At 62.1% G+C, this 25,622-nt stretch carries 25 protein-coding genes; 4 read left to right on the forward strand and 21 right to left on the reverse strand.

Annotated features, from left to right (window positions below):
* Positions 1-123 precede the first annotated feature (123 nt).
* Positions 124-2,265, reverse strand: a complete 2,142-nt coding sequence (gene uvrC, locus P3T23_RS31175; protein WP_429319933.1) for an excinuclease ABC subunit UvrC — start codon at positions 2,263-2,265, stop codon at positions 124-126.
* A gap of 109 nt (positions 2,266-2,374) precedes the next feature.
* On the opposite strand from uvrC, the gene earP reads away from it, so the two are divergent.
* The 4 genes from earP (at position 2,375) to P3T23_RS31195 (ending at position 6,472) form a co-directional block, all read left to right on the forward strand.
* A complete protein-coding gene (gene earP, locus P3T23_RS31180) occupies positions 2,375-3,571 on the forward strand; it encodes an elongation factor P maturation arginine rhamnosyltransferase EarP (protein ID WP_429319934.1) in 1,197 nt (398 codons plus the stop codon).
* 246 nt (positions 3,572-3,817) lie between these two features.
* A complete protein-coding gene (gene efp / locus P3T23_RS31185) occupies positions 3,818-4,375 on the forward strand; it encodes an elongation factor P (protein ID WP_429319935.1) in 558 nt (185 codons plus the stop codon).
* 270 nt (positions 4,376-4,645) lie between these two features.
* On the forward strand, positions 4,646-4,858 hold the full coding sequence (locus P3T23_RS31190) for a CsbD family protein (protein WP_429319936.1): 213 nt from the start codon (positions 4,646-4,648) through the stop codon (positions 4,856-4,858).
* 231 nt (positions 4,859-5,089) lie between these two features.
* Entirely contained in the window at positions 5,090-6,472 is a 1,383-nt protein-coding gene (locus tag P3T23_RS31195; protein WP_429319937.1) for a sigma-54-dependent transcriptional regulator, read from the forward strand.
* A 75-nt stretch (positions 6,473-6,547) separates the two neighbouring features.
* Here the strand turns inward: P3T23_RS31195 and nagZ are convergent, their stop codons facing one another.
* The 20 genes from nagZ to plsX all read right to left on the reverse strand — a co-directional run bounded on the left by nagZ (position 6,548) and on the right by plsX (position 25,508).
* On the reverse strand, positions 6,548-7,576 hold the full coding sequence (nagZ, locus tag P3T23_RS31200) for a beta-N-acetylhexosaminidase (protein ID WP_429319938.1): 1,029 nt from the start codon (positions 7,574-7,576) through the stop codon (positions 6,548-6,550).
* A 58-nt stretch (positions 7,577-7,634) separates the two neighbouring features.
* Positions 7,635-8,054: a holo-ACP synthase gene (gene acpS, locus P3T23_RS31205; RefSeq protein WP_429319939.1), complete on the reverse strand. Its 420-nt coding sequence runs from the start codon at positions 8,052-8,054 to the stop codon at positions 7,635-7,637.
* A gap of 22 nt (positions 8,055-8,076) precedes the next feature.
* The gene (pdxJ, locus tag P3T23_RS31210; RefSeq protein WP_429319940.1) at positions 8,077-8,841 is read right to left on the reverse strand and encodes a pyridoxine 5'-phosphate synthase; all 765 of its coding nucleotides are present in this window, start codon (positions 8,839-8,841) and stop codon (positions 8,077-8,079) included.
* Positions 8,838-9,719, reverse strand: coding sequence for a DNA repair protein RecO (recO, locus tag P3T23_RS31215; protein ID WP_429319941.1), 882 nt, complete (start codon positions 9,717-9,719; stop codon positions 8,838-8,840). Before recO ends, pdxJ begins: the two co-directional genes overlap by 4 nt.
* Positions 9,706-10,605, reverse strand: coding sequence for a GTPase Era (gene era / locus P3T23_RS31220; RefSeq protein WP_429319942.1), 900 nt, complete (start codon positions 10,603-10,605; stop codon positions 9,706-9,708). Before era ends, recO begins: the two co-directional genes overlap by 14 nt.
* A gap of 60 nt (positions 10,606-10,665) precedes the next feature.
* Positions 10,666-11,913 (reverse strand): ribonuclease III, encoded by a 1,248-nt coding sequence (gene rnc, locus P3T23_RS31225; RefSeq protein WP_429319943.1) that lies wholly within the window; start codon positions 11,911-11,913, stop codon positions 10,666-10,668.
* Positions 11,914-12,079: 166 nt separating this feature from the next.
* Positions 12,080-12,973, reverse strand: a complete 894-nt coding sequence (lepB, locus tag P3T23_RS31230; RefSeq protein WP_429319944.1) for a signal peptidase I — start codon at positions 12,971-12,973, stop codon at positions 12,080-12,082.
* A 17-nt stretch (positions 12,974-12,990) separates the two neighbouring features.
* On the reverse strand, positions 12,991-14,784 hold the full coding sequence (gene lepA, locus P3T23_RS31235; protein WP_429319945.1) for a translation elongation factor 4: 1,794 nt from the start codon (positions 14,782-14,784) through the stop codon (positions 12,991-12,993).
* 172 nt (positions 14,785-14,956) lie between these two features.
* Positions 14,957-15,229, reverse strand: coding sequence for a glutaredoxin family protein (locus P3T23_RS31240; RefSeq protein ID WP_429319946.1), 273 nt, complete (start codon positions 15,227-15,229; stop codon positions 14,957-14,959).
* The gene (locus P3T23_RS31245) at positions 15,226-16,746 is read right to left on the reverse strand and encodes a DegQ family serine endoprotease (RefSeq protein WP_429319947.1); all 1,521 of its coding nucleotides are present in this window, start codon (positions 16,744-16,746) and stop codon (positions 15,226-15,228) included. The genes P3T23_RS31240 and P3T23_RS31245 overlap by 4 nt, the downstream gene beginning before the upstream one ends.
* Positions 16,747-16,768: 22 nt before the next feature.
* Positions 16,769-17,812, reverse strand: coding sequence for a MucB/RseB C-terminal domain-containing protein (locus P3T23_RS31250; RefSeq protein WP_429319948.1), 1,044 nt, complete (start codon positions 17,810-17,812; stop codon positions 16,769-16,771).
* A gap of 4 nt (positions 17,813-17,816) precedes the next feature.
* Complete coding sequence (locus P3T23_RS31255) at positions 17,817-18,449, reverse strand: sigma-E factor negative regulatory protein (protein WP_429319949.1); 633 nt, start codon at positions 18,447-18,449, stop codon at positions 17,817-17,819.
* A gap of 84 nt (positions 18,450-18,533) precedes the next feature.
* Positions 18,534-19,133 carry an RNA polymerase sigma factor RpoE gene (gene rpoE / locus P3T23_RS31260; protein ID WP_085480911.1) on the reverse strand — a complete coding sequence of 200 codons (600 nt, stop codon included), beginning with the start codon at positions 19,131-19,133 and terminating at the stop codon, positions 18,534-18,536.
* Positions 19,134-19,227: 94 nt separating this feature from the next.
* Positions 19,228-19,755 (reverse strand): protein YgfX, encoded by a 528-nt coding sequence (locus tag P3T23_RS31265; protein WP_429320015.1) that lies wholly within the window; start codon positions 19,753-19,755, stop codon positions 19,228-19,230.
* Complete coding sequence (fabF, locus tag P3T23_RS31270) at positions 19,718-20,956, reverse strand: beta-ketoacyl-ACP synthase II (RefSeq protein WP_429319950.1); 1,239 nt, start codon at positions 20,954-20,956, stop codon at positions 19,718-19,720. Before fabF ends, P3T23_RS31265 begins: the two co-directional genes overlap by 38 nt.
* Before the next feature lie 214 nt (positions 20,957-21,170).
* The gene (acpP, locus tag P3T23_RS31275; RefSeq protein ID WP_004197638.1) at positions 21,171-21,410 is read right to left on the reverse strand and encodes an acyl carrier protein; all 240 of its coding nucleotides are present in this window, start codon (positions 21,408-21,410) and stop codon (positions 21,171-21,173) included.
* A gap of 150 nt (positions 21,411-21,560) precedes the next feature.
* On the reverse strand, positions 21,561-22,310 hold the full coding sequence (gene fabG / locus P3T23_RS31280) for a 3-oxoacyl-ACP reductase FabG (protein WP_429319951.1): 750 nt from the start codon (positions 22,308-22,310) through the stop codon (positions 21,561-21,563).
* Between the two features lie 60 nt (positions 22,311-22,370).
* A complete protein-coding gene (gene fabD / locus P3T23_RS31285) occupies positions 22,371-23,303 on the reverse strand; it encodes an ACP S-malonyltransferase (protein ID WP_429319952.1) in 933 nt (310 codons plus the stop codon).
* Between the two features lie 97 nt (positions 23,304-23,400).
* A complete protein-coding gene (locus P3T23_RS31290; protein WP_429319953.1) occupies positions 23,401-24,390 on the reverse strand; it encodes a beta-ketoacyl-ACP synthase III in 990 nt (329 codons plus the stop codon).
* The gene (plsX, locus tag P3T23_RS31295) at positions 24,390-25,508 is read right to left on the reverse strand and encodes a phosphate acyltransferase PlsX (protein WP_429319954.1); all 1,119 of its coding nucleotides are present in this window, start codon (positions 25,506-25,508) and stop codon (positions 24,390-24,392) included. Before plsX ends, P3T23_RS31290 begins: the two co-directional genes overlap by 1 nt.
* Positions 25,509-25,622: the final 114 nt, after the last annotated feature.

A 25,622-nucleotide genomic window follows, 5' to 3' on the forward strand; every position in this document is an offset into this window, starting at 1 on the left:
GCCACGTCTGACAAGGGAGATGCAATTGTGCCGTGTCGTGGGGCCTGCTACAAGCAACGAAGGCAAAGCGGCGCGCACGCCTGCAGGGTTGCGGGGCCACGCTGCGCGGGTCATGTGCTCACATCAATGCAATTGCCGGTAGATTTGCTCGGCGAGCGAACGCGAAATGCCCTCGACGCTCGCCAGATCGTCGACGCTCGCCGCCACCACGCCGCGCAAACCACCGAAGCGCGCCAGCAGCCGCTGACGACGTTTCGCGCCCACCCCTTCCAGTTCTTCGAGCCGCGATGTCTGCCGGGTCTTGCCGCGCTTCGCGCGCATGCCCGTGATCGCAAAACGATGCGCTTCGTCGCGGATCTGCGCGACGAGCATCAGCGCCGCGCTTTCCTTGCCAAGTTCGAGCGGGGTGCGGCCGTCGGCAAAAATCAGGGTTTCGAGACCGACCTTGCGGCCCTCTCCTTTTGCCACACCGACCAGCATGCCGGTGTCCAGCCCGACTTCAGTGAAGACCTGGCGGGCGATTTCGACCTGACCCTTGCCCCCGTCGATCAGCACGATATTCGGCAATGTGCCGCCCGCAGCGACGGGTTCAGCGGCCTCCGCAGTGACCGCCGGGTCCGGTGCGTCTTCGGGTTGCAAGGTAGCCGCTTCATCCGCGGCGTTCTGCGCGGCCTGCGCGACCATCTTTTCGTAGCGGCGCGTGAGGACCTGGCGCATCGCGGCATAATCGTCGCCGGGCGTGATGCCCGTGATGTTGTAGCGCCGGTATTCCCCAGACTGCATCTTGTGGTGGTGATACACCACGCACGAAGCCTGCGTCGCCTCGCCCATCGTATGACTGATGTCGAAGCATTCGATGCGCAGATGCGCGAGATCATCGCATTCGAGGCCGAGTGTATCGGCGAGCGCACGCGTGCGCGCCTGCTGCGAACCCTGCTCGGACAGAAGACGCGCCAGCGCAAGCCGCGCATTCTGTTCGGCCATTGAAAGCCACACGCGCTTCTGGCCTTGCGGTTGGCGCAGCAATGTGACCTTGTGGCCGGCCTGCTCAATCAGCAGATCGACCAGTTCGCGATTCGACGGCGCGTGACTCACGACAAGCACCGGCGGCACCCGGTTGCCCAGGTAGTGCTGCGCAATGAACGCTTCAAGCACTTCTGCTTCGATGCTTGCGATACGTGTGCCGGGTTCGGCCGCAGCACCGGATGCGCCGTTGGCGCCCGGTTCGGCGTCCGCGTCCATGTCCGCGTCCGTCTCTGCGGGAAGATCCTGAGCGATCGCGAGTGCGTCGGACGCATCAGCGGCGTCGGCTGCGGCCGCCGCGGTGGAGGTAGGTTCGGCGAGCGCCTCTGCCTCGTCTGCGTCGAGCCCGCCCTCATCGGGTGTCAGCGCCGTCTCGACGTGAGCAGGGAAATACGCCTTGTCGCCGAGATGCCGGCCACCGCGCACCATTGCCAGATTCACGCAGACGCGCCCGCCCAGCGCGACGACCGCGAGAATATCGACATCACTGTCGCCACCCACTTCGATCGCCTGCTGATGCAGCACGGTCGACAGCGAACTCATCTGGTTACGCACCGCCGCGGCCTGCTCGAACTTAAGTTCTGCCGCGAATGAGTGCATCTTCTGCTCGAGTTCGTTCATCACTTCGTTCTGCCGCCCGAGCAGGAAACGCGACGCGTTGGCGACATCGCGCGCGTAGTCTTCCTCGCTGATCGCCTTCACGCATGGCGCGGTGCATCGCTGGATCTGGTGCAGCAGACACGGCCGCGTGCGGTTGTTGAACACGGAATCCTCGCACGTGCGCAGCTGGAACACCCGCTGCAGGATCTGGATGCTCTCGCGCACGGCCCACGCGCTCGGGAACGGCCCGAAGTACTGATTCTTCCGGTCGACGGCGCCGCGGTAGTACGCCATCCGCGGATACCTGTGCCCCGTGAGCTTCAGGTACGGGTACGACTTGTCGTCGCGAAACAGGATGTTGTAGCGCGGCGCGAGTGCCTTGATCAGATTGTTTTCGAGCAGCAGCGCTTCGGCTTCGGAGCGCGTGACGGTTGTCTCGATGCGCGCGATACGCGTCACCATCATCGCGATGCGAGGCGACAGCAGCGTCTTCGTGAAGTAGCTCGATACACGCTTTTTGAGGTCGCGCGCCTTGCCTACATACAGCACAGCACCGTGCGCATCGTAATAGCGGTAGACGCCGGGCAGATGCGGCAGTTGGGCCAGTACCCTTTTGGGCTCGAAAGCGTCGGAATCGGTCATGCAGGATCAGGCTGGGCACCGCGCACGCGGCGCGGAAACGGTGGCAAGTGCTTTAGAATCGCCAGTTTAGAACATTCCGCGCGCGTCCGGCCTCCGGATGCCGGCCATCATGTCCTCGCCCGTTCCCCCCGCCACCGCTTCGGCCCCAGGGCCGGTCGCCGATATCGCGTGCGATATATTCTGCGCGGTCATCGACAATTTCGGCGACATCGGCGTCTGCTGGCGCCTCGCCCGTCAGCTCGCGGCTGAGCACGACTGGCAGGTGCGGGTATTTGTCGACGATCTGCACGCGTTTCAGAAACTCTGCCCGACCCTGTCGGTCGACCGGGCGCGGCAGAGTGTCGAGGGCATTGTCATCGAGCACTGGCACGAGCCCGCGCACGCCGGCGACACGCTCGAAGTTGCGGACGTCGTCATTGAAGCCTTTGGGTGTGAGTTGCCACCGGTCTACATTGCGGGGATGGCGCAACGAGAGCGCGCGCCGGTCTGGTTGAACCTTGAATATCTGAGCGCCGAAGACTGGGTCGCGGATTTTCATCTGCGGCCGTCGCCACACCCGCGCTTTCCACTCACGAAGACTTTCTTTTTCCCAGGACTCGGCGCCGGAACTGGCGGCGTATTGAAAGAGCGCGGACTGGACTCCGCGCGCGCCGCGTTCGAAGCGTCGCCGGATGCGCGCGACGCGTGGTGGCGCAAGACCGCCGGCGCGCCCCCACCCGGCCGCGATGCCACCGTCGTTTCCCTCTTCGCATACGAAAATCCCGCGGTGGACAGCCTCCTCGAACAATGGCGCGATAGCACCGGAGAGATTGTCCTGCTGGTGCCTGAAGGCCGGATTTCGGGCGCCGTCGCGCGCTTTTTCGGTCTGCCTGCCTTTGCGGCGGGTTCAGACGCCCGCCGCGGCAACCTGACGGCCTACGCCCTCGCCTTCACCGACCAGCCCGGCTATGACCGGCTGTTGTGGGCGAGCGACCTCAATTTCGTGCGCGGCGAAGACTCGTTCGTGCGGGCCCAGTGGGCCGCCCGGCCGTTCGTCTGGCATATCTATCCGCAAGCCGACGACGCCCATCTGCCCAAGCTGGACGCCGCCCTCGCTCACTATGCGGGCCCGCTCCCCGCCCGCGCCCGCGCCGCGCTTGCGCGCTTCTGGCACGCATGGAACGGCGTGGGCAAGCCCGACTGGGCGGATTTCCAGCGTCACCGCGCTGCATTCGAGGCACGCGCGGCGAAATCGGCCGGCGAGCTCGCAAGCGTCGGCGACCTCGCTGGAAATCTGGCCGAATTCGCAAAAAGTCAGTTAAAATAAGCGGTTATCCAACGGCCGACGACTCAAGCGCGGCCCGATCGCTACGGCACCGCTGGCCACTCCGGGTCCTCGGCAGTTTGCCCCGCGCATCGGCGCCATTCGCGTGTGCGCCCGCAATGATGGGTAAAAGCGGGTAAAACCAGGTAAAGCCAGGTAAAGCCAGATAAGCGCGCAGGCACCGAATCCGCTTGCGTCGTATGCCGTTGAGCAAAAGTTGAAGCTACTCATTTCGTACAGGACAGTTTTATGAAGATCGCACAGGAACTCCGCACCGGTAACGTCGTGATGATCGGCGCAGACGCGATGGTCGTGCAAAAGGCCGAATACAACAAATCGGGCCGTAACTCCGCCGTCGTGAAGATGAAGTTCAAGAACCTGCTGACGGGCGCAGGCATGGAATCGGTCTACAAGGCCGACGACAAGTTCGACGTGGTCCTGCTCGACCGCAAGGAAGTCACGTACTCGTACTTCGCCGACCCGATGTACGTATTCATGGACGCCGACTACAACCAGTTCGAAGTCGAAGCCGAAATGATGGGCGACGCGCTGAACTACCTCGAAGACGGCATGGCTTGCGAAGTCGTTTTCTACAACGAAAAAGCGATCTCGGTTGAACTGCCGACCACGCTGGTTCGCGAAATCATCTACACGGAACCGGCCGTCAAGGGCGACACATCGTCGGGCAAGGTGCTGAAGACCGCGAAGCTGAACACCGGCTTCGAACTGCAGGTGCCGCTCTTCTGCAACATCGGCGACAAGATCGAAATCGACACCCGTACGCACGAGTACCGCAGCCGCGCCTAAGCCACGCTTAAGTACCGGACCTGCGAGCCGCCCCGTTTTCCCGGAGCGGCGACTATAAAAAGCGCCCCTAACGGGCGCTTTTTCTTTTTTGCACGACCGTGTATGGTGGAAGAAAACTTTACCGGATCGACGCCCGAATTTTCCGGCGCACTTGCAGTTTGTTCCCGTCTTCAACCGGCAAATCATTGATAACTCTTGGTTTTCTCCTAATGGCACGTTATCTGCTCAAGTAAAAGTAAGCCGCGAGGATTTTTGACCACGAGGTTTGAGATGAACAACGATATTGCTGAAGGCAAGTGGAAGCAGGTTATCGGCAAGGCAAAGACGGCGTGGGGCGAACTCACCGACGACGAGCCGAAGAAAGCCGAAGGCCGCACCGACAGGCTCGCCGGACTGATTCAGGAGCGCTATGGCAAGACGCGCGATGAAGCCGAACTCGAAGTACGCCGCTTTTTCGATGCCAACCGGAAAGATCTGTTCTGATCGCGCATCCCGGCGCGACCGACGGTCCGCCCGGGCGGCGATGCCGCGCGGCCAACCGACAGAACGGTTGTTACGTCAGCGCCCTTTTGCGCTTCTTTTTGCACGTCCTTCCAGGACAAAGGCCGGTGTGGTTTGCCTGCCTGCCGGTCTGTCTGCAGCAGTTGCGCCTGCGGCGCACCGTGAACCGGTGCCGCAGCAGCGCTTTCCGATCAATTGAACCATGCGTCCACCATGCCACACGCCCTGATTGTCGAAGACGATCCTAACAGCCTGTCCGGCCTGTCCGCGATCCTCGCCGCCGACGGTTTCTCCGTCGATACCGCCACTACACTCGCCGAAGCACGGGCCGCCCTGTCGCGCTTCATTCCCGACGTCGTGCTGGTCGACCTGAATCTACCGGACGGCAGCGGGCTCGACCTGCTGCAGCATTTGCCCGCGCAGCCGCCTGGTGGCGCATTGCCTGTCATCGTGATGACGGGCAACGCCACCGTCGAGAGCGCGATCGAGGGTTTGCGGCACGGCATCTGGGACTATCTGCTGAAACCGGTCAATATTCCCCGTTTGCGCAGCCTGCTCGCGCGGATACCGCGGCCATACGAACTGACTGAAGAGGTCCAGACGCTGCGCGCCACGCTGCGCCGGCTCGGCCGGTTCGGCGCGATGATCGGCCGCAGCAATGTGGTCCAACACCTGTATGACACCATCGAGCACCTCGCGCCGACCGAGGCAGCCGTGCTGATCTCCGGCGAAACCGGCACCGGCAAGGAAATCGCCGCGCGCACCCTCCACGAGATGAGCCGCCGCCGCAAAGGTCCGTTCGTCGTTTTCGATTGCCGCACGGCCGCGCACATGGCAAGCGATCGTCCGCTCGACAGCCAGTTGTTCGGCCACGAACGCGGCGCATTCACCGGTGCAGAGCAGCGCGAACCCGGTATTTTCGAGCAGGCAAGCGGCGGCACGCTCTTCATTGATGAAATCGCCGAACTGCCGCGCGCGCAGCAGGAAGCCCTGCTGCGCGCGCTCGATTCGCAGACCTTCATGCGCGTCGGCGGCACAAACCAGCTGATGACGGATTTCCGCCTGATCGCGTCGACCCGTAAGGTGCCGCGCTCGGCAGTTGCGGACGGCTCGTTGAACGAAGACCTGTGGTTGCGCCTCGACGCCGCCGCACTCACGCTGCCGCCCTTGCGCGAGCGCGGGGACGATGCTGCGCTGTTCGCGCAAGCCACGGTCGACGAGCTCAATCACGAAGCGCACGCGCGTGGCCTGACGGGCACAACGAAGCTGATCGCGCCGAACTTCATCAGCGAATGCCTCACGTACGACTGGCCGGGGAACGTGCGCGAACTGCAGGAGCGCGTGCGGCGTGCCTATCTGGCGTCTGGGGACGTACTGGAATCGCTGCACGCCGATGAGCCGGGCACACCGGGCACGCGCGACCTGAATGGCAGCCGGGTGCAGGTGACCGTCGGCACACCGCTCGCCGATGTAGAGGAAATGCTGATCCGCGCGACACTCGACGCGGTAGGCGGCACGCGGCATCGCGCGGCGTCGCTGCTCGGGATCAGCCCGAAAACGCTTTATAACAAGCTGCAGCGCATGCGTCTGAACTGAAGACATCTGAAAAAGCCGTACTGAAAACGACGAAGGCCGCAGAAATTGCGGCCTTCGTCATTTGACTTGGGATATTCAGGGAAACGCGTTGCGCAGCAGCGTTCTGGCCTGCAGGTATTCCGGTTCGGCCATCAGCTTGCTCCACTTCAGCGCCTTGCCGCGCGGACGCATGCCCTTCAGCCGCTGGCGTGATTCCTTCGACGGCGTGAAGCGCAACGCGTCGAGCACCTTTTCCGCTTCTTCCGGCTGGTTGCAGATCAGCACCATGTCGCAGCCCGCTTGCAGCGCGGCCGTCGCGGCTTCGGTGAGCGTGCCGCCCTGGCGCGCCGCTTCCATCGACAGGTCGTCGCTGAAAATCGCGCCCTGAAAACGCAGCCGGCCGCGAAGGATCTCCTGCAACCACACGCGCGAGAAACCCGCGGGCTTCGCATCGACCTGCGGGTAGATCACGTGCGCCGGAATCACCGAGGCCAGAGACATCCCAAGCCAGTCATACGGCGCGACGTCGTCGGCAAGGATCACTTCGAGCGAACGGTCATCGGTGGGCATCGCGACGTGCGAATCCGCTACCGCAAACCCGTGTCCCGGAAAATGCTTGCCGCAGTTGGCCATGCCGGCAAGCGCAAGGCCGTGGTTCAGACTCTTCGCAAGCAGCGTGACGACGCGTGGGTCGCCATGAAACGCGCGATCGCCAATCACCTGCGATTGTCCGTAGTTCAGGTCCAGCACGGGCGTAAAACTCATGTCGATGCCACAGGCCCGCAGTTCCGACGCGAGGATGTAACCGACCGCCGTCGCCACCTTGGTTGCGTACAGCACGTCTTTGTCCCACAGCGCGCCAAGCTTGCCCATCGCGGGCAGAACCGTGAATCCGTCGGTGCGGAAACGCTGCACGCGACCGCCTTCGTGATCGACGGCGATCAGCAGATCGTCGCGTATCGCGCGGATGGCGTCAGTGAGCGCCACAAGCTGCGCACGGCACTCGAAATGGCGTGCGAACAGGATGACGCCGCCCGTCATTGGGTGAGCGAGGCGGCGTACATCGTCATCGGTCAGCGTCTTGCCGACCACATCGAGCATCACGGGTCCGGGAGGGTATTTCATCGAATTCGGGAATGGAGGAGAAGCGCGGCGTGCACCGCGTCGGAAGTATTCGGGTGGACTACGATGCGGTGGAAGCCGTGGAATCGGCAATTTCGGCGATGACAAACGACACTGCGTAGTCGCGCTCATCGCTGACCGTCACGCGCGCCGTGATGCCGCGCGCGTCGAGCCATTCGGCCAGCTCGCCTGAGGCGACCACCATAGGCTTGCCGCTTGCCTCATTGAGCGTCTGCAACGCGCGCCACGTCATCGGCCAGCGCATGCCCAGGCCGATCGCCTTCGAGAACGCTTCCTTCGCCGAGAAACGCGTGGCGAGAAAAGCGAGACCGCGCGCCGCCGATCGTGCGTGGCGCGCGTGATAGACGCGCAGTTCGTCAGGCCCGAGCACCTTCTCCGCGAAGCGCCCGTTGGTGCGCTCCATTACCGCTGCGACGCGGCTGACCTGAACAATGTCGGTACCGATGCCGTAGATCGTCATGCCGGTTTCGCCGCGTTCCGCACTATGCGCGCGCGGCAAGACGCGCGGCGACCATGATCGCCTTCATCTCGCGCACCGCGTTGTCCCAGCCGGCGAAGATCGCATGAGCGACGATCGCGTGCCCGATATTCAGTTCGACGATGCCGTCGATCGCCGCGATCTGCTGGACGTTCGTGTAATGCAGACCGTGACCCGCGTTGACCTTGATGCCAAGCGACACGCCCAGTTCGACGCCACGCACGACGCGCTCGTATTCGCGCTGCTGCTCGCCAGGATCGTGCGCTTCGGCGTAGCGGCCCGTGTGCAGCTCGATCACCGGCGCGCCGGCTTCGTGCGCTGCACGGATCTGCGTTTCGTCGGCGTCGATGAAAAGCGAGACGCGCGAACCCGCATCGGCGAGCTGCCGGCACGCGGCACGCACGGCTTCGAACTGGCCGGCAACGTCGAGCCCGCCCTCGGTCGTCAGCTCCTGACGCTTTTCCGGTACGAGGCAAACGTCATGCGGACGCACTTCGCACGCGATATCCAGCATCTCCTGCGTCACTGCGCATTCGAGGTTCATGCGCGTTTTCAGAAGCGGGCGCAGCGTGCGCACATCGGCGTCGACGATATGTCGGCGATCTTCGCGCAGATGCAGTGTGATCGCGTCGGCGCCGGCTTCCTCAGCGGCCAGCGCCGCGCGGATCGGGTCCGGATACGAGGTGCCGCGCGCGTTGCGCAGCGTGGCGACGTGATCGATGTTCACGCCCAGATCGATCACGTTCGGCGACGTCAGGAAGAAGCTCATAGGTTCTGAAGGTCAATCAGGATCTGGCGCGTCGCGAGCGGCGTGCCGCCAAGGTAAGTGTTCAGGAGGAAGCGCATCAGCGTCTTGCTCTGCGCGACCGTCTGGGTTCGATGGTAATCGTCTTGCTCCATGTCGAGCAACGTCTGTCCCGCGAGGACCGGCCATTGCGCAGGCAGATCGTCAGACGCTTCGCGCACGCCGCGTTCGGGATCGAACACGTAGCGTCCCTCGGGCACGACCGCCCGCCGCGAAACCGTGCGGTCGAGCGCCATCGCGTAACCGGTCTCGCGCAGCAGCACACGCTCGAAAGAACGCAGCACCTGGACGGGCGGTTCATCGTGAGCAAGACGCGTCAGCGTGACGACGTAGTGATGGAACAGTTGAGGATGCGGATCTTCGCGCGCGCAGAACTTGACGAGCAGTTCGTTCACGTAGAAGCCACACAGCAGCGCATCGCCGGCGAGCGGCAGCATGCCACCGACCCACTCGGCACCCGTCAGCGTACGCACTTCGGATTTGCCGGACCACGACAGCGAAAGCGGCTGGAACGTCTGCAGCACGCCTCGCAATGCGGAGTGCGGGCGCTTGGCACCCTTCGCGACGAGCGCGAGCCGGCCGTGATCGCGCGACAGCACGTCGATGATCAGACTCGTCTCGCGATACGGATAACTATGGAGCACGAAGGCGGGCTGCTCGGCGATCCGGTAGTCGGAAGCAGGCGTGCGCGCGGGACGGCGCGCTGCCGTCTTGCGCGTCTCGCCGCTGCTGGATGAAGAGGATTTTCTGGCCCGGGCCGGCGCCGGCGCAGCCGGTTCGCCGTCGTCAGGTTCGGCGTCGGCGCCGGGTTGCAACGTCACCCAGGCGTCATTCGTACCCATAGGCGCGAAGTCCGGCTTCGTTGTCGGCCCAGCCACTCTTCACCTTGATAAAGGTTTCCAGATACACGGGCCCGTCGAACAGTTTTTCCATGTCGAGGCGTGCTTCCGTGCTGATCTGCTTCAGCTTGGCGCCCTTCTGGCCGATGATCATCGCCTTGTGCGTGTCGCGTTCGACCAGAATGGTCGCGAAGATACGGCGCAGGCGCCCTTCCGTCTCGAACTTGTCGATCAGCACGGTGCTCGTATAGGGCAATTCGTCGCCGGTCCAGCGGAACACCTTTTCGCGCAGGATTTCGGCGGCCAGGAAGCGCTCGCTGCGATCGGTGAGGTCGTCTTCGCCGTAGATCGGATCGCCTTCTGGCAGATACGGCTTGACGGTCGCCATCAGCCGCTTGATGTCGTCCGGGTTTTTCGCCGACAGCGGCACGATTTCGTTGAACTCGCGCAGCGCGCTCAGTTCCTGCATGAACGGGTACAGGCCGTCCTTGTCGGACACACGGTCGAGCTTGTTTGCAATCAGCAGCGTCGGCACCGACGGCGGAATCAGGTCGAGCACCTTCTGGTCGTCGGCGCCAAAGCGGCCGGCTTCGATCACGAACAGGATCGCGTCGACGGATGTCAGCGTCGAGGTGACCGCGCGGTTCAGCGACCGGTTCAGCGCGCCACTGTGCTTGGTCTGGAAACCGGGTGTGTCTACGAAGATGTATTGCGCGTCTTCGAGCGTATGGATGCCGGTGATGCGATGGCGCGTCGTCTGCGCCTTGCGCGACGTGATACTGACTTTCTGGCCAACCAGAGCGTTCATCAGCGTCGACTTGCCGACATTCGGGCGGCCGACAATCGCGACCATGCCGCAGCGAAAACCAGTGGGAGTGGAAGCGTTCATATTCGGGCTACGGCAGTTTCGAGTGGACGCGCGCGCCAAAGCGCGGCGCGTCAAAAGGCATCAATGGCCGGCATCGGCGGCGCGTGTTTGCACCACGCCGGCAACGCCGGGTTCGAGTTCGGTTTCGTCACGCGTGCCGGCTACAGACTCACGGGCGCGGGGCGTGGGTTTGTCGCTCGTGCGGACGAGGGTGTCGGCTTTATCAGCTGGCTTTTCGGCCGGCTTTTCAGCGGCTTTTTCGGCGGCAAGGGCGGGTTCGGACTTCTCGGTGGGTTTGTCCAGTTTCTCGGACTTATCGACTGCCTTTTCCACCACTTTTTCCGCCGCCTTTTCCTTATCTGCAGGAAGCTGCCCGTGCTCGCTATATTCGACGTGCGCCGCGCGGATCACGGCGAGCGGCACAGGCAAGGGGATGGACGTCGTTGCTGGCACCGAGGCGGGACGTTCCGCGACCGCTACGTCAGGTGCGCTGCCGTGCTTCTGCTCGCCGCGCGCGGCCCGATCGACCTTGCGGTGGTCTGGCGCGCGCAGGTCCAGCGCCGTCTGCACGCCGGCCACGCCGGGAACGATCTCCGGCTCGGCATGTTTCGCTGCCCGTGCAGCCTTCGACCGCTTCGGCTTGGCCACCAGTGCCGGCGCGGCCGCGACCACTTCTTCCAGCGCCTTCTTGGCTGCAGCCTGTTCAGCCGCGCGGCGGCTTGCACCCGAACCTGACACTTTCACGTCGAGCTTGGGCACCGTACATTCGACTTCGAACTGTTGATTGTGCGCCGCACCATGCGTCGCCACCACGGTATACGTGGGCAACGCGATCTTGTGACCCTGCAGATATTCCTGCAGCAATGTCTTCGAATCCTTGCCTAACGTGCGCGGATCGATGTGATCGAGGATCGGCACATAGAGCCGCTTGATGACGGTCTGCGCGGCCTCGAAGCCGCCATCGAGAAAGACCGCGCCCAGAACGGCCTCCAGCGTGTCCGCGAGGATCGACGGACGCCGGAAGCCTCCGCTTCGCAGTTCACCCTCGCCGAGCCGCAGACCTTCCGAGATATTCAGGGCCTGAGCAATCTCATAAAGCGACTGCTGCTTGACCAGATTGGCTCGGACCCGCGACAGATCGCCTTCGTCCAGCTTCCCGAAACGTTGGAACAATAGCGCAGCCACCGCGCAATTCAGAACGGAGTCGCCGAGAAACTCGAGCCGTTCATTATGCGTGGCACTGTGACTGCGGTGAGTTAAAGCCTGGCGCAATAATTCCGCATTGCGAAATTCGTAGCGCAAACGGCTTTCCAACGGAGATTGGGGCATGTGCAGAGTATAACGCGGGCGCTTGCCCCGGCGAAAACGCGGGGCGCCCGACGAAAAAGCATAGTGAAGCGACGTTACCGCGCGTTCTTAAAGTGGCGTGCTAACACGCCGCGCGATGTGTATGCGACCGCGCGGCATGCGTGGCGTGCGAGATGTGTTGACGCGATCAGTTGAATGAACCGATGCGCCTCAGGTTGCTGAAGTTCATCCAGATGAAGAACGCACGACCGACAATATTCTGGTCCGGAGCAAAGCCCCAATACCGGCTGTCGGCACTGTTGTCGCGGTTGTCGCCCATCATGAAGTAGTTGCCGGGTGGCACCTTGCAGATGACGCCCTGCGCGTTGTACGTGCAGTTGTCGCGATACGGAAAGTCTTCAGCACCGACGATGAACGGCGGCACCGCAGGATTGTTCAGTATCGCGTTCTTGCGGTCGCCGAGGTCCTCTTCGAACTGCTTCGCGTAGCCGATCCGTTCCTCGTCGAAGTAATCCGGCAGCGGCGTCTCCGGCACGGGCTTGCCGTTGATCGTGAGCTTTTTGTCCTGATAGGCAACGACGTCGCCCGGCAGACCGATCACGCGCTTGATGTAGTCGACCGACTCGTCTTTCGGGTAGCGGAACACCACGACATCGCCACGCGCGACTGGACGACCCTGCGTGATCTTCGTGTTCGAAATCGGCAGACGGATGCCGTAGTCGAATTTGTTCACGAGAATGAAGTCACCGACCAGCAGTGTCGGCACCATCGACCCCGAAGGAATCTTGAAAGGCTCGACAACGAACGAGCGCACGACGAACACCACCAGAATCACCGGGAAAAAGCTGGCCGAGTATTCGAGCCACCAGGGCTGGCGCAATTTTTCGTCACGCAGACGGGCGCGCGTTTGCGCCGCGTTTTCATCGGCGAAACGCTCGCCGACCCGTGCCTGCTGACGGTCGAATTCGGCAACCGCAGCTTCTGCGGCGCGACGCCGTTGCGGGATGAAAACCAGTTTGTCTGCGACCCAGGCGATGCCCGTTACGATGACGAGCACAAAAAGAATCAATGCAAAATTCATGGGGTTCCGTTGTTCTCTTATTTGTCTTCGACACGCAGGATCGCGAGGAAAGCCTCTTGCGGGATCTCGACGGACCCGACCTGCTTCATTCGCTTTTTGCCCGCTTTCTGTTTTTCCAGCAGCTTCTTCTTACGCGTGATGTCGCCGCCGTAGCACTTCGCCAGCACGTTCTTGCGCAACGCCTTGATGTTTTCGCGTGCGATGATATTCGCGCCGATCGTCGCCTGAATGGCCACGTCGTACATCTGCCGCGGAATGAGCTCGCGCATTTTCGCGGCGACTTCGCGGCCCCGATACTGGCTCTGTGAACGGTGGACGATCACCGACAGCGCGTCGACCTTGTCGCCGTTGATCAGCATGTCGACCTTGACGACATCCGCCGCACGGTATTCCTTGAACTCGTAGTCCATCGAAGCATAGCCGCGCGACGTCGACTTCAACCGGTCGAAGAAGTCGAGCACGATCTCGCCCATCGGGATTTCGTACGTGAGCTGAACCTGCCGCCCGTGGTACTGCATGTTGATCTGGCTACCGCGCTTCTGCTCACACAGGGTGATCACCGAGCCGACGTATTCCTGCGGCATGTACAGGTTCACGGTGACGATCGGCTCGCGCACTTCCTCGATCCTCGACGGATCGGGCATCTTGGCGGGGTTTTCGACCATGATGGTCGTGCCGTCACGCTGCAGGACCTCGTACACCACCGTCGGCGCGGTAGTGATGAGATCCATGTCGAATTCGCGTTCGAGCCGCTCCTGCACGATCTCCATGTGCAGGAGACCCAGGAAGCCACAACGGAAGCCGAAACCCAGTGCCTGCGACACCTCGGGTTCGTACTGCAGCGACGCGTCATTCAGCTTCAGCTTTTCAAGCGACTCGCGCAGTGCGTCGTACTGGTTCGCTTCGACCGGATACAGCCCGGCGAACACCTGCGGCTTGACTTCCTTGAAACCAGGCAGCGGTTCGGCTGCGGGACGGTTCAGGAGCGTCACCGTGTCGCCCACCTTTGCCGCCGCCAGCTCCTTGATGCCCGCGATGATAAAGCCCACCTGCCCCGCAGACAGCACCTCGAGATTCTTCGACTTCGGCGTGAACACGCCGATGTGCTCCACCGGGTATTGAGCGCCGGTCGCCATCATGCGGATCCGGTCCTTCGGCCGCAGCGTGCCGTTGACGATGCGCACAAGCATCACGACGCCAACGTAATTATCGAACCACGAGTCGATGATGAGCGCCTGCAGCGGCGCTTCGGTGTCGCCCTTCGGCGACGGCACCTTGGCGATCAACGCCTCCAGCACGTCCTCGACACCGAGGCCGGTCTTCGCGCTGCAACGCGTAGCATCGGTTGCATCGATGCCAATGACGTCTTCGATTTCCTCGATCGCGCTTTCCGGGTTGGCCGCTGGCAGATCGATCTTGTTCAGTACCGGCACGACCTCGACGCCGAGTTCGATCGCCGTGTAGCAGTTCGCGACAGTCTGTGCTTCGACGCCCTGGCTGGCGTCGACCACCAGCAGCGCGCCTTCGCACGCTGACAGGGAACGGCTGACTTCATATGAGAAGTCGACGTGCCCCGGCGTGTCGATCATGTTGAGGTTGTAGATCTTCCCATCGCGCGCGCGATAGGACAACGCGGCCGTCTGCGCCTTGATGGTGATGCCGCGCTCGCGCTCGAGATCCATCGAGTCGAGCACCTGCGATTCCATCTCGCGGTCGGACAAACCACCGCAGAGCTGGATGATGCGATCGGCGAGCGTCGACTTGCCATGGTCGATGTGCGCAATGATCGAGAAGTTACGAATATGATCCATTCAGTACCGATCAAGCGAAAAAGGCGCGCTCGGACGATTGCGGAGCACGCCTTGTAAGTAGGTGAAAAACCGGACTATTTTAGCCGAAAAGGCCTCCGCCCGGCGTTTTTTGCCGGGACGCCCTGCCGGTCGGCCAACGTTCATGCGGGTTGATGTCGCCCTTTGCTGCGTGCTAAGGGGCAGGCGCGGCACACCTGGCGCGCGCAACGAGCGCAGCCCGGACGCTGTCGTCGTCAAGGCGATAGTGGCACAGTTCGATGCCGTCACAGACCAAAACCGGTACGAACTCGTTGTAGCGCGCCTCCAGCGCCGGATCGGCATCGATATCGACCACCTCGACCTGCACGCCGAATTCAGCCAGCAAAGGCTCGAGCGCAGCGCGCATGTCATCGCACAGATGGCACCACGTGCGCCCGTAGAGCGTCAGCGGCGCCGTCATCGTCACTTCTGCGCTGGCGCGACGCGCGGACGGATCGGCACAAACTGCGTGTTGTCGCCGCGACGCACGAGCAGCGCCACCATCTTCTGCGGATCGACATGCGACGTAATCTCGTCGAACTGTTTCGCGCTCGTGATATCTGTGTCGCCGACGCGCAGGATGACGTCACCCTTCTGCAGCCCAACGCGCGCGGCCGGCCCTTCAACCGCGTCGACCTGCACGCCGCCATGTAGTTTCAGCGACTTCAGTTCGTCAGCAGGAATATCGCTGACCGCAACCCCAAGCGAGTTCGTCGCACGGGGTTTCGGCGGCACCGGCTTCTTCTCGTCGACACTCGCGGTCTTTTCAGGCTGCATCTCGGTGATCGTGACCGGCAGGTCGCGCGTCTGGCCCTTACGCCAGACGGTGATCGTCGCCTTCGTGCCCGGCTTCGTATCGCCAACCATGCGCGGGAGATCCGTCGCCGTATCGACCGAGTGGCCGTTGAACTTGAGGATGATATCGCCCGGCTGTACGCCTGCCTTGTCGGCCGGACCGCCCGGCTCGACACTGCTGACGAGCGCGCCCTGCGCCTTCGGCAAACCAAGTGAGTCTGCGACGTCCTTCGTCACCTCGCCTATCGCCACGGCAATTCGCCCTCGCACGACCTTGCCCGTCGACTTGAGTTGATCGGCCACGCGCATCGCTTCGTCGATCGGAATCGCGAAGGAAATGCCCATGAAACCGCCCGTGCGGCTGTAGATCTGCGAATTGATGCCGATCACTTCGCCCTGCATATTGATGAGCGGCCCACCCGAGTTGCCCGGGTTCACGGCTACGTCAGTCTGGATGAAAGGCAGATAGTCGCCGGTATCACGCCCCTTGGCACTGACGATACCCGCCGTCACGGTGTTTTCCAGGCCGAAAGGCGAGCCGATGGCCACCACCCATTCACCCACGCGAACCTTGTTCGAATCCCCGATCGTCACGACAGGTAGATTCGACGCGTTGATCTTCACGACGGCGACGTCGGTGCGATCGTCGACACCGATGAGCTTCGCCTTGAACTCGCGCTTGTCAGTGAGCGTGACGTAAATGGTATCGGCGTCGTCGATCACGTGCGCGTTCGTCATCACGTAGCCATCGGCGGACAGGATGAAGCCAGAGCCTACGCCGCTGTTCTGTTCGGAGTCGCTGCCGCTGTCAGGCGCATCCTGACTGCTGCCTCCACCACCGCCGCCACCGCCACCACCACGAGGCGGCGTACCTGGCTGTTGCGGAGACTGGGGCATGGGAATGCCGAAGAATCGTCGGAAAAACTCAGACATATCGCCGTCGTCCATGCCGGGCGGCAAGCCGCGCGTGGAATTCGACACGTGAGCTGTGGTGCGAATATTCACAACCGCGGGGCCGACCTTGTCGACGAGATCGGTGAAATCGGGAAGGTTGCTTGCAGAGGCCGCCGACGCCGTGTGCGGCAAGAGCGGCAAGCAAACCGCCACCACCGCGGCTGCAAAAAATTTGCGCACCGAGAAGTTCGTCATATCGTGGTCGTAAGCCGATGGATTACCTGGAAGCTTTATATTCTATGGCAGACGCAAATTGCTGCAACGTTGCCTGGGGCACTTCCCCTAGCAAAGTGATCCAGAAATCTCCGTGGCGTTTCACGAGCACGTGCGTCGCGCCGCTACTGCCCGAACCTTCCTTGCGTGTGTTCTTCTCGGCGGGTTCGATAAAAATCGACACGGCTGCGAGCCCATCAGAAAACACAGCCTGATCGACCGGAATGGGCGGGTCGCCGGCATCGCGGGCCGCCATCGGACGACGCAGCTCGCGAATCTTGCGGAAGCCTGGCACGGCCGGCGGGAATTGCCAACCCTGCGCTTCCATGTCGACAGACTCAACCAGCGGCCGCACCACCGTCCAGCCCGCCGTATTGCGGATCCCGTTCACGATCGGCGCCTTGTCGACCGGCACACCGATGCGGATCTGCGAGAACGAAAGCTGTTCGAGCACCTGCCCGTTCGGATCCAGTGTCTGCGCGCGTAACAGGAGGCCCGTTTTCGCGTCCGCCCACAGCTTGTAGGCGAAGCGCCAGCCGTCCTTGGGATCGAGCTCGACAACCTGGCTGTCGATGCCCGCAACGCGATCGGTTCCCAGCAGCTTCGGCTCATAGACCGATAACACCTGCTCACCCGTTCCTGCCAGCAACGCGGGGAAGGAATCCTTGTTCTGGCGCTTCTCTACGACGCACAGACGCCGTTCCGGCACGAAGGTATAGAGCTCGTCGTTGTGACGCAGCATCTTGCGCGGCTTGCCGTCGAGACTCTCGAGCTGCTCGAACTCGCCGTCGTTGCGGGTGGCGAAGTGCGCAATATGTGAAGTCTGGACGAACGCGCCGCGCTGATAGACGAACGCGCCTTCGTAATTTTGCTGCTGGGCGGCCTCGTGGATCCGGTCGAGCCATTCGGCCGCCGCGCGGCGGGCGGCGACAGGATCCCCGGATTGCGCAAAAGCGCGCGACGTGGCGGATAACAATACGGCTGCGCAGAACAGAAATGCCGGCAGCCGCCCCCAGTTAATCGTTTTATTCAACCGCAGGTTCTGCATCAGACTATTGGCCTTGCGTGGTCACAGCAGCAGCGGCACGGATCAGCGGCATCGAGCCCGGCACGACTGGCTGTTGCGCAAATTGCTGATGGGCTTCCAGATACTGGTCGAGACTGGCGTCACGAATGATGTTGGCGTCCTGAATGGCAGGCTGCGCGGTTGCGACCGGCACCGAAGCCATTGCGATGCGCTGCACCGCATCCCCATGCGACGAAACTGACGCGACCTGCGCGCCACCCACGCCCGTACCGCCTACGCCCTGCAATTGCGGCACGACGATCCATGTCAGCGTGGCCGCGGCAGCCGCGACGGCGAACGCCGGCACCACACGGCGACGAAGCGACAGAAAACGCTGCGCGACGGGCATCGCGGCGGGCGCGAGCACGTGCGCTTCAGCCTCGAAGCGGGCCGCGAAACCAGCGAGGAAGGCATTGCTGGCTGAAGGGCTCACCGCCAGATCGTCGGAGCGCAACGTGTCGCCGATCAGGTGATAGTGCGACCAGGTCGCACGATCCTCGTGATCGAGATCCGCAATAAACTTGTTCAGATGCTCTTCGCCGAACAGCTCACCGTCGACAAAAGCGGACAGACGCTCGCCTCGCGAGCTTGCTTGCGATTGCATCGAGACCGACCCCATGATGCTCCCCATCTTACAGACATCCCGTAGTGACACCACCTAACCCAGATATTGCATCCATGCCCCGCCCGGCCGGCCAGTGACTTACCAGCGCTTGCCTTCGGGTGTGTCAAGCAACGGACGCAATTTTGCCGCAATGGCTTCGCGAGCGCGAAAAATCCGTGATCTGACAGTGCCGATCGGGCATCCCATCATCTCAGCGATTTCCTCGTAACTCAAACCCTCAATTTCACGAAGAGTAATGGCGGTACGCAGCTCTTCCGGTAAAACCGCCATCGCAGCATTGACCGTCTCAGCGATCTGCTTGCTCATCAACATCGACTCAGGCGTGTTGATATCCCTTAGTTGGTCGGCATCCGAGAAAGTTTCAGCTTCTTCAGCATCCGCTTCGGTCGAAGTGGGCGCGCGACGGCCCTGGGTCGCAAGGTAGTTCTTTGCCGTGTTGACCGCAATCCGGTACAACCACGTATAAAACGCGGATTCACCGCGGAATTGGGGTAAGGCCCGGTACGCCTTGATGAATGCATCCTGGGCCACGTCCTCGACCTCAGCTGGGTCCCTCACGAGGCGCGAGATCAGCCGGAGGATCTTGCGGTGGTATTTGGCGACCAGAAGCTCGAACGCGGCCTTGTCACCCTTCTGCACGCGCTCGACCAGCACCTGATCAATTTCTTTTTCGCTCACCTGATAAATCCGTTAACTTGGGGTGAATGGCGGGGCACCATTGTAGCGTCCCCATCATCGCGTCACGTTACTGCGGTAACAGCGGTTACAGTCTTTACAGGACGGACGAGCCGCGTCGGCCAAGCACCGCCAGTTTGCGGAATATGTCGTCAGGCAACTCGTCGGCGGCAATGACCAGTCGCCTGATCCGCCCACCGTCGTTGGCGACAGCAAGAATGAGAAGCCAGCCGCCCCACCAGGAACAGCCCACGATCGGACCGTGAGCAAGCACTTCGCCCCCAAGGCCCCAGACCGACAGGTCATCTGGCCCGATTTTCAGCGCGCAAGGCTGGGCAGACGCGTGTGCGGTCGCGCCTGAGGCGAGAAGTGCAAGAACGGCGAGTGCCAGAGGAAGTGCGTGCCAGTCACCAAGCCGAGGAGCGAGGCATAGATAGACTGCCGCCGTGGCAATCAGGATGAGAGCGGCCGTGAGAACACGAATGACCAGGGAACGCCGCAGCGCTATGCGCGGCGGCGTTCTATCTGGTGATGCCGCCCCGTCCTGCCAGGACGGATCGGCGGTCCTGATTTGATCCGTCAACCGGTCAGGTGCGCTTGAAGACCAGCGTGCCGTTCGTACCACCGAACCCAAAAGAGTTCTTCAGCGCGACGTCGATCTTCATCTCCCGCGCGGTGTTCGCGCAGTAGTCGAGATCGCATTCCGGATCCTGGTTGAAGATATTGATGGTGGGCGGCGAGATCTGGTGATGCACGGCCAGCACGGTGAACACCGATTCAAGCCCGCCCGCGCCACCCAGCAGGTGCCCGGTCATCGACTTGGTCGAATTCACAACGATGTTCTTCGCGTGGTCGCCGAACGCGCGCTTGATCCCGGTCGTCTCGGCCAGGTCGCCGAGTGGAGTCGAGGTGCCGTGCGCATTCAGGTAGTTCACCTGGTCTGCATTGACGCCCGCGTTCTTCATGGCGGCCAGCATGCAACGCCGCGCGCCATCGCCGTCTTCGAGGGGCGCGGTCATGTGGTAGGCGTCTCCGCTCATCCCATAGCCGGACACTTCCGCATAGATCTTCGCTCCGCGCGCCTTCGCGTGCTCGTACTCTTCGAGCACCATGACACCAGCACCCTCGCCCAGCACGAAACCGTCGCGATCCTTGTCCCACGGACGGCTTGCCGTCGCCGGATCGTCATTGCGTTGCGACAGCGCGCGCGCCGCCGCAAAGCCGCCGATACCGAGCGGAGACACAGTCGATTCCGCGCCGCCCGCGATCATCACGTCGGCGTCGCCGTATTCGATCAGACGCGATGCTTCGCCGATGCAGTGCAGGCCAGTGGTACATGCGGTAACGATCGCGAGGTTCGGGCCCTTGAAGCCGAACTTGATCGACAGATGGCCGGAAATCATATTGATGATCGACGCCGGCACGAAGAACGGCGAAATCCGGCGCGGGCCGCGATTCAGCAACTCGGTCTGGGTGACTTCGATCATCGGCAGACCGCCGATACCAGAACCCACCACGACACCGACGCGTTCGGCGTTTTCTTCGGTGATTTCCAGACCGCTGTCCTGCATCGCCTGGATGCCTGCCGCAACGCCGTAATGGATAAACGTATCCATATGGCGCGCTTCCTTGCCGGGGATGTAGTCCTCGATATTGAAGCCCTTCACCTCGCCAGCAAAGCGAGTCGAGAAGTTCGATGCGTCGAACTTCGTGATGTCGGCAATACCTGACTTGCCGGCGACCAGATTGGCCCAGCCGTCGGCAACATTATTGCCAACAGGCGAAATCAGCCCCAGGCCTGTAACAACAACACGACGGCGGCTCACGGTAACCCCTTTTTCATAGATGACAAAAGCAAAAGCCACAGCGACCACAGGAATCAGTCCTGTGAGCCCCTGTGGCTGTTAGCCTGGCGAATGTGCTGAAAATGCTCGCACATGCGCTGACGATTGCGCCCGCAATGGCGGCAGCCCTGCTTGCGTCGACTGACGGGACAGGGCGTCATACGCTGCCAACGCAGAAATGCAGGCGCGAATGACCTTAGGCCTTGACGTTCGCGCGAGCGTAATCGATCGCTTGCTGGACGGTCGTGATCTTCTCGGCTTCTTCATCCGGAATTTCCATGCCGAATTCGTCTTCGAGGGCCATCACGAGTTCGACGGTGTCGAGCGAGTCAGCGCCGAGATCGTTCACGAACGATGCTTCGTTCTTGATCTCCGCTTCGGCAACGCCCAGTTGTTCTGCGACGATCTTCTTGACGCGCTGTTCGATATTGTCCATTACCCCTCCAAGGGAAAAAAGTTCAAAAATACAGGTGCGCGCATTTTATCAGGTTTGACTCTGTAAAAAAGCGGCGCGCACGGTTGCCGATCGGCTATTCGCGAAGCGCTTTGGCAAACGCATCAAGGCGCGGATGGTAAACGAAATTCTTTACGACATGTACATGCCGCCATTCACGTGCAGCGTCGTGCCGGTGATGTAACCGGCTTGCGGCGAAGCAAGGAATGCGACGGCGTGAGCGATGTCGTCGGGACTACCCAGACGTCCCAGCGGAATCTGCGACTTCAGCGCAGTCTGCTGCTCTTCCGGCAGGCCTTTCGTCATATCGGTATCGATGAAGCCCGGCGCCACACAGTTCACTGTAATGCCGCGGCTACCAATCTCGCGTGCCAGTGCGCGGGTCATGCCAGCCACGCCGGCCTTCGCCGCCGCGTAGTTCACCTGCCCCGGATTGCCTGCCGAACCGACCACCGAAGTGATGTTGATGATGCGGCCACCACGCGCTTTCATCATCGGGCGCAGCACCGCACGCGACAGGCGGAACACCGACTTGAGATTGGTGTCGATCACCGCATCCCAGTCTTCGTCCTTCATGCGCATCGCGAGCTGATCCTGTGTGATGCCAGCGTTGTTCACGAGCACGTTCAGCGCGCCGAATTCCTTGACCACGCCGTCGATCAGCGCTTCCAGGGCGGCAGCATCGTTCACGTTCAGTACGGCGCCGCGGCCGTTCACGCCCGCCGTCCTGAACGCCTCGGTGATCGCATCCGCGCCCGATTCGCCCGTCGCGGTGCCGATCACGATGGCGCCCTGACGCGCAAGTTCAAGCGCAATTGCGCGGCCGATGCCTCGGGAGGCGCCCGTCACGATCGCAATCTGTTTGTCGAGAGTCTTTTCCATCTTGTTGTCCGGATTGCCCGCGCTCAGCGGGCTGGATTCATTGAACGCCTGCCGCGCGGATTACGCTGCTACGAGCTTGAGCGCTTCGTCGAGCGATGCCGGGTCGACGATCGATACGCCGACGAGATTGCTGTCGATCCGCTTCGTCAAACCCGCCAGCACCTTACCCGGGCCGCATTCGATGACGTGTGTAACGCCCTGCCCAGCCATCGCCTGCACGCATTCGACCCAGCGCACGGCACCTGCAGCCTGACGCACAAGCGCATCCTTGATGGCGGCCGGCTCAGCAACCATCGCCACATCGACGTTGTTGATCACCGGAATCTTCGGCATCTGCACTTCGACACTGACAAGATATTCGCGCAACTGGTCCGAGGCGGGCTTGAGGAGCGACGAATGGAACGGCGCCGAGACCGGCAGCAGCAAGGCGCGCTTTGCGCCCTTTGCCTTGGCCACTTCGCAGGCCTTTTCGACCGCGGCCTTGTGGCCAGCAATCACGACCTGCGCGGGCGCATTGAAATTAACCGCTTCCACGACACCCACCGACGCCGCTTCCACGCACACGGCACGCACAGTACCGTCATCGAGACCGAGGATCGCGGCCATGCCACCCTCGCCCACAGGAACTGCCGTCTGCATGGCCTGCGCGCGGAAGCGCACGAGCGGCACGGCATCACGGAATGCGAGCGCGCCAGCTGCTACGAGCGCGGTATATTCGCCAAGGCTGTGGCCCGCCACGATCGCAGGCGCCGGGCCGCCCGCCGTCTGCCACGCACGAAAGATCGCGTAAGCAGCGGTCAACATGACTGGCTGGGTGTTCGTGGTGAGATTCAGGTCTTCAGCGGGGCCTTCGGCGATCAGCTTGCCAAGATCCTGACCGAGCGCGTCGGATGCTTCCTGAACCGTCTCGCGCACGATGGCGTGATCGGCGAATGCATTGAGCATACCGACCGACTGCGAGCCCTGACCAGGAAAAACGAACGCAAATTTCATATCGCCCTCAAATTCGGTGAATTCAGATGTGGGTGGCGCGACCGCGCTACGAGGGGCTACTACCGGCGACGGTGCGTCGCCGGCCCGAGCCGCTTCGTCAATAGCGGATAACCGACGCGCCCCACGTGAAGCCGCCGCCGACGCCTTCGATCAGTATGTTCTGGCCGCGTTTGATACGCCCGTCCCGGACGGCGACGTCGAGCGCGAGCGGAATCGAGGCCGCCGACGTGTTGCCGTGCTCGCCAACCGTCACGACCATCCGCTCCTGCGGAAGACCCAGCTTGCGGCACGTGCTCTGCATGATGCGGATATTGGCCTGATGGGGAATCAGCCAGTCGATCTGTTCTGGCGCGAGATTCGCCTTGGCGAGCGCTTCGATGGCCACTTTCTCGAGCACATTGACGGCGAGCTTGAACACCGCCTGACCGTCCATGTGAAGAAAGGCGCTGCCCTCGACCACACCGCCGCTTACATTGCCCGGCGTGCACAGAATATTCGAATGACTGCCATCGGCATGCAACGCGCTTGCGAGCACACCCGGTTGATCCGAGGCCGACAGGATCACCGCGCCCGCGCCGTCGCCAAACAGTACGCAGGTGGTGCGATCGTTGAAATCGAGAATGCGTGAGAACGTCTCTGCGCCGATCACAAGTGCCGTGCGATGCTGGCCGCTGCGAATAAAGCTGTCGGCGGTCGCGACGGCGTACGCGAAACCAGAACACACAGCCTGCACGTCGAACGCCGCGCCGTTGTTCTTGATGCCAAGCTTGTTCTGCAGCAGACACGCCGTGCTCGGAAACACGAAATCCGGCGTGGATGTGGCGACGATGATGAGATCGATGGATTGCGGATCGATGTCAGCGGCTTCGATCGCGCGTTGCGCCGCGACCAGCGCTAGATCGCTTGTCGTGACATCCGGTTCAGCGAAATGGCGCGCATGGATACCCGTGCGGGCAACGATCCATTCGTCGCTCGTCTCGACGCCTTGGCTGGCGAGGCGCTCAGCCAGTTCCTGATTGGTGACACGGCCGGGCGGCAGATAGCTGCCGGTGCCCAGCACACGGGAGAAAATAGTCGATTGAGCCATTATGCCTTCGAGGGTAACGCAGCGTAGGGCTCGGCTGGCTGGCCAGCGACCGGGCTTGCGTGACCCGCGCCGCCTGCTTCAGGGGTCACCCCACGCGCTGCCTGTTCGAGAGGACCCGCATTCTCTTCCATCGCGCGCGCAAGGCGTTCCAGCACGCCGTTTTTGACGGCATCATACCCGCGTTTGATCGCCCACTCAAACGCGTAGGCGTCCGCCGAACCGTGGCTCTTGATCACGAGGCCGCGCAACCCGAGGAGCGCGGCGCCATTGTATTGCCGATGGTCGACGCGTTTCTTGAAACGCATCAATACAGGCAGAGCCAGAAGAGCCATCAGTTTCGTCAGCCACGAACGGCCGAACTCTTCCTTGATGATATCGGAAAGCATCTGGGCAAGCCCTTCCGACGTCTTCAAGGCAACGTTCCCGACAAAGCCGTCGCAGACGATCACATCGACGGTACCTTTATAGATATCGTCGCCTTCGACGTTACCACGGAAGTTGAGCGTGCTCGCCCGCAGCAGTTCGCCGGCGCGCTTGATCGTGTCGTTGCCCTTGATCACTTCCTCGCCGATATTCAGGAGGCCGATGGTCGGACGATCCTTGCCTTCGAGCGCGGACACAAGTGCATGCCCCATCTCGGCGAACTGCAATAGATGCTGCGGTTCGCAGTCGACGTTGGCGCCCAGATCGAGCATCATCGTGTAACCGGCCGGATTCGGCAAAGCGAACGCAATCGCCGGACGTTCGATTCCCGGGAGCGTTTTCAGTACGTAACGTGAGACCGCCATCAGCGCGCCGGTGTTACCGGCGGAGATGCAGGCCTGTGCTTCGCCTTCCTTGACCCGGTTCAGCGCGACGCGCATCGACGAGTCTTTCTTCTTGCGCAAGGCGACTTCCACCGGATCGTCCATGGCGACGATCTCAGTTGCCGGCACGACCGTCAGCGCAGCGCTGTCCTGCGCCTTCGACTTCTTCAACTGGGCACGAATCGCGGTTTCAATGCCGACGAGCATCAGTTGCGCGTCGGGATGCGAACGGACGAAGTTGACAGCAGCGGGAACGGTCACGGACGGGCCGTGGTCGCCTCCCATGCAATCTATCGTGAGCTTTACAGTCATGGAGTGCGACGAATTTCAGGCACAAAAAAGCGGCAGTTGAATGCCGCCTTTTTGTCGAGCCGGGAAAATGTCAAGCGAGCCGATCGCCACGCGACACGCCACAGGGCGCAACGC

Origin of the sequence: Paraburkholderia sp. GAS448, from assembly GCF_050435685.1 — a bacterium.
GTDB lineage: Bacteria > Pseudomonadota > Gammaproteobacteria > Burkholderiales > Burkholderiaceae > Paraburkholderia.